General features: G+C 58.9%; 12 protein-coding genes and 1 pseudogene. 4 read left to right on the forward strand and 9 right to left on the reverse strand.

Going from position 1 to position 13,710, the window contains the following annotated elements:
- Window positions 1-58: 58 nt before the first annotated feature.
- The 6 genes and pseudogenes from M5G20_RS01950 to M5G20_RS01975 form a co-directional block, all read right to left on the reverse strand.
- Entirely contained in the window at window positions 59-1,003 is a 945-nt protein-coding gene (locus M5G20_RS01950) for an alpha/beta hydrolase (RefSeq protein ID WP_273918058.1), read from the reverse strand.
- Window positions 1,004-1,130: 127 nt separating this feature from the next.
- Window positions 1,131-1,705 (reverse strand): annotated as a pseudogene (locus M5G20_RS01955) (carboxymuconolactone decarboxylase family protein).
- A gap of 229 nt (window positions 1,706-1,934) precedes the next feature.
- Entirely contained in the window at window positions 1,935-2,402 is a 468-nt protein-coding gene (locus tag M5G20_RS01960) for a (R)-mandelonitrile lyase (protein WP_273917643.1), read from the reverse strand.
- A gap of 59 nt (window positions 2,403-2,461) precedes the next feature.
- On the reverse strand, window positions 2,462-3,454 hold the full coding sequence (locus tag M5G20_RS01965; protein ID WP_273917644.1) for an aldo/keto reductase: 993 nt from the start codon (window positions 3,452-3,454) through the stop codon (window positions 2,462-2,464).
- Window positions 3,455-3,479: 25 nt separating this feature from the next.
- Window positions 3,480-4,070, reverse strand: coding sequence for a flavodoxin (locus M5G20_RS01970; RefSeq protein ID WP_273917645.1), 591 nt, complete (start codon window positions 4,068-4,070; stop codon window positions 3,480-3,482).
- A complete protein-coding gene (locus M5G20_RS01975) occupies window positions 4,067-5,056 on the reverse strand; it encodes an aldo/keto reductase (RefSeq protein WP_273917646.1) in 990 nt (329 codons plus the stop codon). The genes M5G20_RS01970 and M5G20_RS01975 overlap by 4 nt, the downstream gene beginning before the upstream one ends.
- 206 nt (window positions 5,057-5,262) lie before the next feature.
- On the opposite strand from M5G20_RS01975, the gene M5G20_RS01980 reads away from it, so the two are divergent.
- Both M5G20_RS01980 and M5G20_RS01985 read left to right on the forward strand, forming a co-directional pair.
- Window positions 5,263-5,979, forward strand: coding sequence for a class I SAM-dependent methyltransferase (locus tag M5G20_RS01980; RefSeq protein ID WP_273917647.1), 717 nt, complete (start codon window positions 5,263-5,265; stop codon window positions 5,977-5,979).
- A 149-nt stretch (window positions 5,980-6,128) separates the two neighbouring features.
- On the forward strand, window positions 6,129-7,682 hold the full coding sequence (locus tag M5G20_RS01985; protein WP_273917648.1) for a phospholipase D family protein: 1,554 nt from the start codon (window positions 6,129-6,131) through the stop codon (window positions 7,680-7,682).
- Window positions 7,683-7,740: 58 nt separating this feature from the next.
- Here the strand turns inward: M5G20_RS01985 and M5G20_RS01990 are convergent, their stop codons facing one another.
- Complete coding sequence (locus M5G20_RS01990; RefSeq protein WP_273917649.1) at window positions 7,741-8,715, reverse strand: zinc-dependent alcohol dehydrogenase family protein; 975 nt, start codon at window positions 8,713-8,715, stop codon at window positions 7,741-7,743.
- Between the two features lie 61 nt (window positions 8,716-8,776).
- A complete protein-coding gene (locus tag M5G20_RS01995; RefSeq protein ID WP_075945282.1) occupies window positions 8,777-9,079 on the reverse strand; it encodes an ArsR/SmtB family transcription factor in 303 nt (100 codons plus the stop codon).
- Window positions 9,080-9,262: 183 nt separating this feature from the next.
- Between M5G20_RS01995 and M5G20_RS02000 the strand changes: the two genes are divergently transcribed.
- Entirely contained in the window at window positions 9,263-11,122 is a 1,860-nt protein-coding gene (locus M5G20_RS02000) for an ABC transporter ATP-binding protein (protein ID WP_273917650.1), read from the forward strand.
- 29 nt (window positions 11,123-11,151) lie between these two features.
- On the opposite strand, the gene M5G20_RS02005 is transcribed toward M5G20_RS02000, so the two are convergent.
- Window positions 11,152-12,192 carry a GGDEF domain-containing protein gene (locus tag M5G20_RS02005; RefSeq protein WP_273917651.1) on the reverse strand — a complete coding sequence of 347 codons (1,041 nt, stop codon included), beginning with the start codon at window positions 12,190-12,192 and terminating at the stop codon, window positions 11,152-11,154.
- A gap of 437 nt (window positions 12,193-12,629) precedes the next feature.
- Here M5G20_RS02005 and pstS point away from each other — a divergent pair, with 437 nt between their 5' ends.
- Complete coding sequence (gene pstS / locus M5G20_RS02010; protein WP_273917652.1) at window positions 12,630-13,661, forward strand: phosphate ABC transporter substrate-binding protein PstS; 1,032 nt, start codon at window positions 12,630-12,632, stop codon at window positions 13,659-13,661.
- Window positions 13,662-13,710 lie beyond the last annotated feature (49 nt).

Consider the following 13,710-nt stretch of genomic DNA (forward strand, 5'->3'; position numbering starts at 1 on the left):
GTGAAACTCCTGAGCAATTAAAAGAAGGGCAGTTGGAAAAAGTGGATGTGAGCCCTGGTTAGTCCAGATGCTTTTCTTTCAGGAAACTCGACACCAGATCCGCGATCTGCACGTTGTTCAAATCGGACATGGGGAAGTGGGTATTGCCCTTGATGCCGACCTCCGGCAAATGGATCAGCCTTACGTCTCCGCCGTGTTGGTTGACGGCATCGCGCCAAAGCCGGGCCATCTTCAAGCGGGCGCGCCAACTGTCCTGGGCGGGCAGGTCGACGGCTTGCTCCGGGATGTTGTCGCCATAGACGATCAGGATCGGAATGCGCGTGAGTGCCATGAACTGATCCATCGGCACGGCTGCACCCTGCACCGTGTCGAAGGCGCTGGAGATCGGCGCGGGCACCTGACCCTGCGGGAAGACAAAGCTGCTACCCGGCTCGAAGGCGACAATGGCCTTGACCTTGTCATTCTTGATCGCGGTCAGCCAACCCGGCCCGCCACCTTGCGAGTGCGTGAACAGGATGCCGGGGCCGATTCTGTTGAAGACCGCCGACACACCATCAGACACTACGTCCATGTCGAACGGCCCGGTGTTGGGTGTCATTGCCCGGAAGAATTGCTCGCGCGTCTGCGCGTCCTGGGCTACCTGCACACCGTTGAAGTAGTTGGGCCACAGGCCGATGCGAAACTGGTTGAACCACAGCTGCTCGTCCGGCGTCGGTTTGACCGTCGCCTCGACCATGCTGCGCCCGGCATCGCCACGTCGCGGCTGGTCGATCAGGTACACACCAAAGTGACGGCGCAAAAAAATGGTCTGAAAACCTTCACGACCATCGGCGGTGGTTTCCCAGGTCTTGGAGAACTGGCCTGCGCCATGCCACATGACGATGGGCAGTTTTCGCGCATCGACCGGGATCTGGTAGAAGGTGTAGGCGTGGTCACCGTGATAGGTCTGGCCATCCGGCGCCATCGGCTTGCGCGGGTTGAACGTGCCCGGCGCCGTGGTCATCGTTCCACCGGCGGCGAAGCTGCCTTGTGCCTGAATCATTAAAGGGCCTGAGCCATCGGGCTGGTTCGCACAGGCTGCCAACAGGCTGAACAGGGTAATGCCGAGCAAGTGTTTTGCAGGTTTCATGTTATTTCCCCGAAGCTTCAAGGGCCTGGGTCAGCGCCGTGTTTGCACGTTCGGCAGTCTGTGCATCGCCGTGCTTTTTCAACTGCTCGATGACTTGGCGCAACTGCGCTGCGCTGAGCCCGACGCGCAGGCTCGCCAGCATGTGCGAGCCGCCAGCAGCTCATCACCGGTTGGAATCGCCCGGTTTGGCTCACGCCCCGGCGCATCGTCGATGCCCCGTTGTTTGCGCGCTTGCACCACGCTCATCAGTTCGTTCAAGGCATTAAGGCTGCGCGGAAAGCCGACGTAGGCATAGAGCTGCACCAGAATTTCCCGGGTTTCGCTGATGGTCAGGCCGGCGTCGAGGCCTTGATTGAGGGCGGCGTTGAGGTGCGGCATGTGACTGGTCGCCATGAACGCTGCGATCAGGGGAATCGCCTGCTGTTGGCTCGACAGAGTTTCTGCGCTGGCTTGTGTGCGGGTCATGGTTTGCGATGCCTCGGCTGCTGGAGTGGTAACGCTGAACATCACCCCAAGGCTCAGACAGAGCGCCATCAGCGCGGGATGGGGGCGGGACTTGCTTGCGTCAGGGGTCATCGTGAAAGGCTCCGTGCATTGCGGGGTCGCTGCGGTGTCACTGGATCGTACGGAGGACGGTTGTGGCGATTAACCCCGATATTGCGCAAGGACTCCTGAGCAGAACTCATGAGTCGTTTTTACGATTGCCGCTGAAAACCTGGCGACCCCGCTTAAACACGGGGGCTGGAGGTTTTTTGACTGCTCACCGCGAGGGTGTCGCGCTACGATTTCGACACATTCCGTAACTTCATTTACCGCCGTATTGCGCCTCCGAGACTTTCTCTGCCCAAGTCACGGTCTTGCCGTCCTCGGCTTCTGCAATCGCGATGTGGGTCATGCCGTTGCTCGGTGTGGCGCCATGCCAGTGACGGGTATTCGGCGGAATCCAGACAATGTCGCCCGGACGGATTTCCTGGCGCGGCCCACCTTCCTGCTGCACGTAGCCAACCCCGGCGGTGACGATCAGCGTTTGCCCCAACGGATGGCTGTGCCAGGCGGTACGCGCGCCGGGTTCGAAGGTCACCGTGCCGCCGCCGATGCGCGCCGGCAGATCACCCTTGAACAGGCCATCAACGCGTACCGTGCCGGTGAAATTTTCCGCTGCGCCCTTGATCGAGGGCTGTGCGCCATTCTGGGTGATGCGGATTTCGCTGGCGGCCTGGGTTTCTGCGCTCAACAGCGACAAGGCAACAAGCGGTGCGATCAATCGGTTCATCGAATCAACTCCGGTCAGACAGTGAAGCTGCTCCGCGCCCGGAGCAGCGGTGGCAAGGCTCAGAGCCCGGTCATCTTCAGCGCCGATTCCGGCAGGCGTTCACCCTGCACCTGAATCTGCGCCATCTGCTCGTTGATCACGCGCAGATCCTCGCCGGTCAGCTCCAGCTCGACCGCGCCCAGGTTCTCTTTCAGTCGATGTTGTTTGGTCGTGCCCGGGATCGGCACGATCCACGGTTTCTGCGCCAGCAACCAGGCCAGCGCCACTTGTGCAGGCGTCGCATGCTTACGCTCGGCAACGGCCTTCACCACGTCGACCAACGCCAGGTTGGCCTTGCGCGCCTCAGGTGAAAAACGCGGGACAAAATTGCGGAAATCGCTGGCGTCAAACTGGGTGTTCTCATCGATCTGACCCGTGAGGTAGCCAGCGCCGAGTGGACTGAACGGCACGAAGCCGATACCCAGTTCCTCCAGTACGCCAAGCAGTTCATGCTCCGGGCCACGCCAGAACAGCGAATACTCGCTCTGCACCGCTGTTAGCGGTTGCACGGCGTGTGCCCGGCGGATGGTTTGCACACCGGCCTCGGACAGGCCGAAATGCTTGACCTTGCCCTCGGCGATCAGCTCCTTGACGGTGCCCGCCACGTCTTCGATCGGCACCTGCGGATCAACGCGATGCTGATAAAACAGGTCGATGCAATCGGTGCGCAAACGCTTCAACGACGCCTCTGCCACGGCACGGATATGCTCGGGTCGGCTATTGGTGCCGCCGCCTCGTGCGCCGGTGATCAGGTCAATATCGAAACCGAATTTGCTGGCGATGACCACCTGTTCGCGGATCGGTTGCAAGGCCTCGCCCAACAACTCTTCATTAGCGAATGGGCCATACGCCTCAGCGGTGTCGAACAAGGTGATGCCTTGTTCATGGGCCGAGCGAATCAGCTTGATCATGCTCGGTTTGTCGGCGGCCGGGCCGTAGGCGGAGGTCATGCTCATGCAGCCGAGGCCCAATGCGGAAACTTCCAGGCCGTTGCCCAGCGTGCGGGTTTTCATGGTGCTTCTCCAATCCAGAAATCGATTAGCGGGTGAGAGGGTGATCGCTCAACCAGCCATTCACGCGCTCCATGGTCTTGCGCTCCTGCTCACCCTCCATCACAAAACCTTCCATCACCTTAGCCTTGGGCGCGTGCTTTTCGAGGACGCTGCGGCTATTGCCCAAGCCGTAACCACCGTGGGTGTTGAAGGGGATGAGGGTTTTGCCAGTCAGGTCGTGAGCGCTCAGAAAAGCACGCACGATTGGCGGGGTGGTCTCACCCCAGATCGGAAAGCCGAGATAAATCGTGTCGTAGTCGTTCAGAGCGTGAACCTTGCTTTCCAGCTCGGGCTCGAAGCCGCTGTCGCGCTCATGACGCGTCTGCTCGACGGTTTGCAGGTAGTCCTCGGGATAGGCTTTGGCCGGGCGGATCTCGAACAGGTCGGCAGCCAATCCGCGCTGGATGAGGCCGGCGACCACGCGGGTATTGCCGGAGCGCGAAAAGTACGCCACCAGAATTCGCGAACCTGAACGCGGTATTTCGCTGGCGTTTTGCGTATCGGCAAATGACAGCAGCGGGGCGCTCGCCAGTGCGGCGATGACCGTGCGCCGTAGTGGATCGTGATCGTTGTTCATCGCCCGACGCGCGCCTTGAGGGCCTCGGGATAACGCTCGCCTTCGATGCGGATCTGCGCCAGTGCGGTCTCAATGGCCTGGAGTTCGCCCGCGTCGAGGGTGATGTCCGCTCCGCCAAGGTTTTCTTCCAGGCGATGCAATTTGGTCGTCCCGGGAATCGGCACAATCCACGGTGCCTGCGCGAGCAACCAGGCCAGTGCGATCTGCGCCGGTGTCGCTTGTTTTTGCGCGGCGATCTGGCGGATCAACACCACCAATCCTTGATTGGCTTGCAGTGCCGACTGGCTGAAGCGCGGCACGATGCTGCGAAAATCGTCGCTGCCGTATGTGGCGTCGGCCGCTACTGTGCCGGTGAGAAAACCCTTGCCCAGTGGGCTGAACGGCACGAAGCCGATCCCCAGCTCCTTGAGTGTCGGCAGGATTTCCTGCTCAGGTTCACGCCACCACAATGAGTATTCGCTTTGCAGCGCCGTGACTGGTTGCACCGCATGTGCACGGCGAATGGTTTGCACACCGGCTTCCGAAAGGCCGAAGTGCTTGACCTTGCCTTCGCCAATCAGATCTCTCACTACACCGGCGACGTCTTCAATCGGTACGTCCGGGTCAACCCGATGCTGGTAAAGCAAATCGATGAAATCGGTCTTCAGCCGGCGCAATGAACCCTCGACGGCGAGTCGAATGCGTTCGGGCCGGCTGTCCAGGGCCTGCTTTTTATTATCTGCGCCTACGGCGAAGCCGAATTTTGTGGCGATCACGATTTGATCGCGAAGGGGCGCTAGCGCTTCGCCCACAACTTGCTCATTGAGATAGGGGCCGTAGAACTCGGCGGTATCGAAGAACGTAACGCCTCGGTCAACCGCCGAACGGATCAGCGTAATGGCTTGTTGTGTGTCAGTCGCCGGGCCATAACCATGGCTCAGGCCCATGCAACCCAAGCCCAGGGCTGACACTTCGAGTGAACTGTTTCCGAGTGTGCGCTTGTGCATATCGATCTCCCGACGTTTGCGTTAGAGAAACAGTAAGCCAGCTAACGAGTGGAGACTAGACGAGTAAATCGGCAAGGGTTCATGAGGCTTGTTCATTAATCCCAAACCAAGGATTTATTCCTGAAAGGAATTCAATCCATGAAATTAATGAATTTTGATTATGACTATGGATGACATAACTTGATTCAAGGACATGGAGAACTGCCTTGAAATCATTACCGCTCAACCCAGCTGAAAAATTTGATACCGCACGGGCCAATGAGTACGGACGCCAGAGCCGTATTGCATTAGCGGGGTACGATGCCTGTCATGACCTTGCTGCATGCATGCTGGCGGCAAGCCTCGGCACGACAGCCTCGGCGAAGATACTGGTCGTTGGCGCGGGTGGCACGGCGCAGGAAATCATTGCCATGGCGACTCTGGAACCCGGTTGGCGCTTCACCGCCATTGATCCATCCGAACCCATGCTGGAGGCAGCGAAGCACCAGTTAAAGCTGAACAACTTATTGGAAAGAACGGACCTGCATCTGGGGCACATTGAAGATCTCGACGCAGACCAGTCCTACGACGCCGCCACGTTGATCGGTGTCCTGCATCATCTGGAGGGTGATGATGCCAAACACCAACTGTTGCAATGCATTCGGGCTCATCTGAAGCCGGGTGCGCCGTTGATTGTCGCGGGAAATCAATACGCATATGCCAGCCAGCCCCTATTGCTGGCTGCCTGGGGCCAGCGGTGGCGACAGCAAGGGGCTAGCCCGGATGAAGTGAAGGTCAAACTGGGGAAAATCCTCCAGGGCGCTGACCCGCCACATTCTGAGGCAGCGGTGCAAAAACTGCTGAACGACGCCGGATTCGGGGACGCGACTCGTTTCTTCAGCAGCTTGTTCTGGGGGGCCTGGTTGACGTTCAACAGGGGTTGAAAGCTCTATCCCGGTAACCCGTGAAGTGTTTTTTTAAGTCACCCGACGAGGGGGAATTACGAATTTGTTTTAAATGTGAAACGAGCGTCAGGGCTTTACTAGACTGAGGTGTGCCGATTGCCCACCCATCGAGGTTGAGGACGAGCGCCTTGCCCACATTCCGGTTCTTCCTCACCCTGTTGCTCGCGCTGCTTCTCGCTGGTTGCGTTACCACGCGTTTGCCCCGTGACTTCAGCGAGGCAATACCCGCTGGTGATTCGGCTTTCGGGCGCTCGATCCAGGCAGAGGCCGCCCGGCATCAGGGACGCTCGGGTTTTCGCCTGCTGCCGAATAGCAGTGAAGCGTTCCGCGCGCGTGCCGAGTTGATCCGCAATGCGCAGAAAAGCATCGATGTGCAGTATTACATCGTGCATAACGGGCTCAGCACCCGGGCCCTGGTGCGGGAAATGCTGCTGGCCGCCGATCGTGGCGTACGGGTGCGCATACTGCTCGATGACACCGCCAGCGACGGCCAGGAAGAAGTCATCGCGACCCTGGCCGTGCACCCGAACATCCATATCCGTGTCTTCAATCCTTTGCATCTCGGGCGCAGCACTCTGGTCACCCGCACCATGGGCCGACTGCTCAATCTGTCCCAACAGCACCGGCGCATGCACAACAAACTGTGGCTGGCCGACAACAGCGCGGCGATCGTCGGCGGGCGCAACCTGGGGGATGAATATTTCGATGCCAAGCCCGACCTCAATTTCACCGACATGGACCTGTTGTGCTTCGGCCCGGTCTCCGAGCAATTGGGCCATAGCTTCGATCAATACTGGAACAGCGCCCTGAGCCAGCCGATCAGTGACTTCCTGATCAACAAGCCGACAGCAGAGGACCTGACCCAGAGCCGCCAACGCCTGGAGCAATCGCTGCAGAGCACCCGGATCGAAAACAAGGCCCTGTTCGACCACCTCATGACCTACCGGACGCAACCGCAACTCGCGACCTGGCGCCGGCAGCTTATCTGGGCGCATGCCACGGCAATGTGGGATGCGCCGAGCAAAGTACTGGCCGACGGCGAACCGAACCGCGCGCTATTGATGGCCACACAACTGCGGCCTGAACTCGACAGCGTCAACAAGGAACTGATCCTGATCTCGGCGTATTTCGTCCCGCAACAGCCGGGTATGCGCTACCTGCTCGGGCGTGCCGACGCCGGTGTTGATGTGCGGCTGCTGACCAACTCACTGGAAGCCACCGATGTACCGGCGGTGCACGGCGGCTATGCGCCTTACCGCAAAACCCTGCTCGAACATGGCGTGAAGCTTTATGAGCTGCGGCGCCAGCCGGACGATCCCAGTGGCGGCTCTTCCTTTGGTTTCAGCGGTGGTTCGGACTCCAGCTTGCACACCAAGGCCATGATCCTCGACAAGCAGAAAGTGTTCATCGGTTCCTTCAATTTCGACCCGCGCTCAGTGTTTTGGAATACGGAGGTCGGGGTGCTGGTCGACAGCCCTGAATTGGCGGGTTACATGCGCAGGCTGGCGGAGGAGGGCATGGCGCCGGCCGTGAGTTACCAGGCTCGCCTGGAAAACGGCGAAGTCGTCTGGATCGCTGAAGACGACGGTCGCCTGTATACCTTGCGCAAAGAGCCCGGCGGCAAATGGCGCAGCTTCAAAGCCTGGCTCAGCGACGCGATTGGCCTGGAGAAAATGCTTTAGATCGAACGAGCGAAAAAAGGGGGGCAGATTACAATTCTGCCCCCCTTTTTCCTCTCACTTACGAGATGAGCGATGGCTCCACTGCAATCACGACTTTGCCTTGAAGGCCGTTGTTGGGACTCTCCAACCGGGCATGGGCGAGCGCCAGGTCGGCGAGTGAATAGACAGCGCCGACGTGTGGCCGCAGCTGACCGCGCTCTATCAAAGCGCTCAATTCATCAAGCTTGCCGCGATTCTGTCGTGTGAAAACGAAGTGATAACTCGCGTTTTTGCCCCAGGCCTGAACGACGTTTTGTGGTTGTGCAATGTCGACGATCGTGACCACGCGGCCCAGTTGTGCGAGTGCGTCGGGGCTGCGCGTCAAGGCGTTGCCGCCGATGGTGTCGAACACGACATCAACGCCGCGACCACCTGTTTCGCGCATGACGGCGTCAACATAATCTTCTTTTTCGTAGTCGATGATCACATCGGCACCCATGTTCCGTGCGAACTCAGCGTTTGCTTCGCGCACGGTCGTGAACACTTTTGCACCTATCGCTTTTGCGAGCTGGATCGCCACATGGCCGACCCCGCCGGCACCGCCGTGTATAAGAATGCTTTCCCCGACTCGGAGCGCTGCACGCACGACCAGTGCTTCCCACGCCGTCCCGCCCACCAGGGTCAGGCTCGCCGCCTCAAGGTGGCTGAGTGAGGCAGGCTTCTTGCCGATAATGTTTTCAGCTGCAACGTGGTACTCGGCATAACTTCCCGGACCGTCAAATATTTGCGGGGTGTACCAGACTTCGTCTCCTGGAGCGAAGTTCGTCACACCCGGCCCAACGGCTTCGACCACGCCGGAAACGTCGTGTCCGGTAATGGCCGGCAGTGGGACCAGGTCGGAGTAGTCGCCACGTCGAACCTGGTAATCCAATGGATTGATGGAGGTGGCGTGTACCCGCACCAGAACTTGTCCCGCATGCGGCACCGGCTTGGGCACGTCGCGCAGTTCGAAGGATTCAGGGCCGCCAAATGCTTTAAGGATCATCGCTTTCATTGTGAAACCTCATATCGACAAAATGGGATATCGAGAAATCTCGATATAATGCGGTAAAAAATTACAGCTCTTTCCCTATGAGCTCAGCAAGAACACGGATGGTTGCTTCGTTTCGCTTGTAGTAAGTCCACTGTCCTATGCGCCTGACTTCGACCAAGCCCACCCGCTGCAGGGTTGCAAGGTAGCCAGACACCGTCGACTGCGACAGCCCGATCCCTTGCTGAATACTGCTGACGCAGACGCCCACCACGAGAACGTCACCTTCATCCTGAGGAGGGAAGTTCTTTGCGGGATCCTTCAAACCTTGCAAGATTTCAAGTCGCGTAGGGTTTGAGAGGGCTTTGAAGATTTCAAGTAAGTCCATGAGCCGAGGATATCGAGATTTACCGATATGTCAATACGAAAAATCAGAGCACCGTTGAGCGTTGAACCCGGCAACTCAATCCTCGTGACAATCGGCCACAGCGCCACGCTTCAACCTCGCGAAACCCTCAAAGCAACCGATCAATGGCAGAATCCCCTCACTTTGATCGATTTGGAGAACTCCATGCTTCGTGTGTTTGAACGAAGGCTCGACCCATTTCCTCCTGACGAGGTACCACCGCCACCCGACGGTCTGGCCCGCTTCCTGTGGGCCTGTACACGGGGCGCCCGCGGGTACGTCCTTGCGCTTGCGCTGCTCAGCGCCGCGGTGTCGATTTACGAAGCCTGGCTATTTTCCTTCCTCGGGCAGGTCGTGGACTTGCTTTCGACCTGGCAGGCGGGCGGCGAGGCGGCGGCCCAGGAAAGTCGCGTGTTGTGGGGCATGGGCATCGTCATGGTGACCAGTGTCGGGCTGGTGGCGTTACGCACGATGGTGCAGCACCAGATATTGGCGATTAACTTGCCGCTGCGGCTGCGCTGGGATTTCCATCGCCTGATGCTGCGGCAAAGCCTGTCGTTCTTTTCCGATGAGTTTTCTGGTCGGGTCACCACCAAGGTCATGCAGACGGCGCTGGCGGTGCGCGACGTGCTGTTCACTCTGATCGAGATCGTGCCCGGAATCGGGGTGTACTTCATTGCGATCATCGCCCTGGCCGGCGGCTTCGCGCTGAAACTGATGCTGCCGTTCGTTGCCTGGGTCGTGTTGTTCGCGCTGGCCATGCTGTACTTCGTGCCCCGCTTGGGGAAAGTCGGGCAGGAGCAGGCCAATGCGCGGTCGATGATGACCGGGCGTATCTCGGACGCCTACACCAACATCACGACGGTGAAACTGTTCTCCCACTCCAATCGTGAAGCGCACTTCGCGCGTGCAGCGATGGAGGACTTCAAGCAAACCGGCTTCCGACAGATGCGCCTGGTCAGCCAGTTCGAGATCGTCAACCAGGCTTTGGTGGTGGCGTTGATCATGGCGGCAGGTGGTTATGCGCTGTGGCTATGGCACCAGGGTGAGGTCGGCGCAGGTGCCGTGGCGGCAATCATCGCCATGGCCTTGCGTATCAACGGCATGTCGAACTGGATCATGTGGCAAATGACCTCGCTGTTCGAGAGCATCGGCACCCTGCAGGACGGCATGGCGACGCTGACCCTCGGCACCAAGGTGCAGGACGCGCCGGACGCCAGCGTGCTGGTGACCTCCGGTGGCGCGGTAACCTTCGACAAGGTGAACTTCAACTACAACGGCGAACGCCAGGTGCTCGATGGCCTGAGCCTGAGCATCCGCCCGGGCGAAAAAATCGGCCTGGTTGGCCGCTCCGGCGCCGGCAAATCCACGCTGATCAACTTGCTGCTGCGCTTCTATGACGTCGACAGCGGAGAGATCCGCATTGATGGCCAAAACATCGCACACGTGACGCAAGACAGCCTGCGCAGCGCCATCGGCATGGTCACGCAGGATACCTCGCTGCTGCACCGTTCCATCCGCGATAACATCGCCTACGGCCGTCCGGATGCGACCGACGCGCAAATCCGCAGCGCCGCGGCCAATGCCCAGGCCGATGAATTCATCAGCCAACTGAGCGACCGGCAAGGTCACACCGGCTACGACACGTTGGTGGGCGAGCGGGGCATCAAGTTGTCGGGCGGCCAGCGCCAACGCGTGGCGATTGCCCGGGTGATGCTCAAGAATGCGCCGATCCTGCTGCTTGACGAGGCCACCAGCGCGCTGGACTCGGAAGTCGAGGTGGCCATTCAGGAAAGCCTCGATGAAATGATGCAGGGCAAGACCGTGATCGCCATCGCCCATCGGCTGTCCACGATTGCGGCCATGGACCGGCTGATCGTCATGGATGACGGCCGCATCATCGAGCAGGGCACGCACACCGAATTGCTTGCCAGAAACGGCGTCTATGCACGGCTGTGGCAGCATCAGAGTGGCGGGTTCCTGGGTGAAGACAAGGGCGTGGTCGAGGCGGTGGATCAGGCTTGAGCGAAGTTTTTTTTAAATGACCGTAGATGTCATTCCCGCAACCGTTGAGCGTTTCGCTGCTGTTTCACCTTGTACATCTCGCGGTCGGCCAGCTTTGTGGCCTCGTCGACAGTCATGCTGCCCGGTGTGACTGCCACGACCCCAACACTCGCGCCGGTGTATTGAATATCACCAAGACCATGGCCCAACTCATATCGGCCTATCGTTGCTTTGGACAGGCGATCCTGAAGCAGGTCGGCGGCATGTTGCATGTCTTTTGCCAGGTCTGAATGTTCGGAGGGCGTACCCAGGGCGATCACGATGAACTCATCGCCTCCTGTACGCCCGATGATGTCGCTGGTTCGAAGGCCATGCTGCAGCTGGGTGGCCAGACCGCGCAATAACTCGTCGCCTGCCAGGTGGCCGCGGGTATCGTTGATGAACTTGAACCCATCCAGATCGATGACACCGATCAGTACGTACTTTTTCTCCCGCTGCGCCAAGGCGAACAGGCGTGCGGCATCGTTCAGAATGGCACGCCGGTTGGACAGGCCGGTGAGGGGATCGGTCAAGGCCAATTTGGTCAACTCGGCGTTGGCAGCCTGGAGTCGCTCAACGAGCAGTCCACGTTCAAGGGCATAGCCCAGCAACCCTGAGAGCAGCTTCAACAAGGGCTCCACTTCAGGGGCGCGGGTCACCTGAGCCGAACTGGCGGCACAGACCGTCCCCAGCACCTGCCCATTCTGGGATCGAATGGGCGCGCTCACGTAAGTTCTGATGCCCAACGCCGCGGCAGCCTCCGAGTCGCCCCAACACTCGGCTACGTTATCCGAATACATCCGATTCTCGTCCAGCGCCCGCTTGCACAGCGTGTCTGCCCACGGCACGACCAGCCCTTCAGGAATCACCATTTCACCGACATTGCGTGCGAACTCGACACGCTGCACACCTTCGTCGGTATCAATGGTCGTCAGATACGTCGACTCCATGCCGGTTATCTGACTCAGCAGCGTCAACAAGGGGCGGGTGAGCTGCTCGAGCGTTTGGGCTTTGGGAATGGTATCGGAGAGAAGAGAAAGAATCTGATCCATTGGGGCGCGCCGATCACTAAGGGGTACTTCAAGTATCGACTAATTGGCGGATTACTGAAGAGTACAGGGCTTTACCCCGCCCGATGAGATTGCCGGTGAAGATTTTTTGCTTTTCAGGTCCTTGCTGGCGCTCGAAGCTTCACTTTTTTTCTTCTCGTCTTTAGCCACGTTGATCACCTCTCGGAGTGTTCCGGTATTGGCACATTGCCTGTGCGAAAATCCACAAGCTGATCATTAGGTGAGCGCGTCTATCAGCCGTTCAAATTCTTTTGAGTAAACCAGCTGTGATTCGCCGGGGGACGACGACAAGGCCTCAAGTAATAGTCGTAACTTGTTACGAATGGACGTTGCTCACGAGGCCCTTCGCAATCGACGTTCATAAAATCGTCACAATTATGTTGCACAGTTCGGGAGCCCGTAATCACAAGGATTCTCAGATGAAAAGTTTCATGAAGTCTGCTGCGCTAGCCATCACGGTTTCTCTTTGTGCCAGCTCGGTGTCTTTCGCTGCGGAAAGCGTTCGCCTGACAGGTTCCGGTGCCAGTTTTCCGGCTCCGATTTACCTCACCTGGTTCAAGGATTTCAGCAAGAAAACCGCTGGCGTGACCGTGGATTACCAATCCAAGGGCAGTGGTGCAGGTGTCCAGGACTTCTTGAACAAAACCGTTGATTTCGCGGCCAGTGACTCGGCAATGAAGGATGAAGACATTGCCAAGGTCGCCGAAGGCGCGCAGTTGCTGCCGATGACAGCGGGTGAAATCGTGCTGGCCTACAACCTGCCGGGCAACCCCAAGGGCCTGAAGCTGCCACGCGACGTTTACTCCAACATCTTTCTGGGCAAGATCACGCGCTGGAACGATCCACAGATCGTCGCCGCCAACCCGGACCTGAAACTGACCGACACACCGATCACCGTGGTCGTACGTGCTGACTCCAGCGGTACCACCGCCGTATTCACCAAGCACCTGGCGACGATCAACCCGACGTTCCAGAAAGAGCTGGGTGAGGGCAACACCGTCAACTGGCCGGCCAGCGACAAATTCATCAAATCGCCCAAGAACGATGGTGTGACGGCCACCGTGCGCCAGACCCCGGGCTCGATTGGCTACATTGAATACGGCTTCGCCAAACTGGCCAAGGTTGACTTCGCCCAGTTGCAGAACAAGGCCGGCAATTACGTTGTGCCGAACGCGGAGAGTGGTGCAGAGGCGCTGGCTGCAGTGAAGATGCCTGAAAACCTCGTCGCCTGGCTGCCTGATCCGGACGGTGCCAAGTCCTACCCGATCACTTCCTACACCTGGATGATCTTCCGCAAGCAAAACGAGAACCCGGCCAAGGCCAAAGCCATGCGTGAAATGGTCGAGTACAGCCTGACTGAAGGTCAGAAAATTGCCGATTCGATGGGTTACATCCCTCTGCCGCCATCGGTTGTCGATCAGGTTCGCAAAGCTTCCGCCAACATCCAGTGACGCTCGCGAAGTCTCTCTCGGCGTGAGCTTTCAGCCTCGCCGAGGAGCT

The sequence above is a fragment of the Pseudomonas sp. TNT2022 ID1044 genome, from assembly GCF_028656895.1.
Taxonomy (GTDB): domain Bacteria; phylum Pseudomonadota; class Gammaproteobacteria; order Pseudomonadales; family Pseudomonadaceae; genus Aquipseudomonas; species Aquipseudomonas reinekei.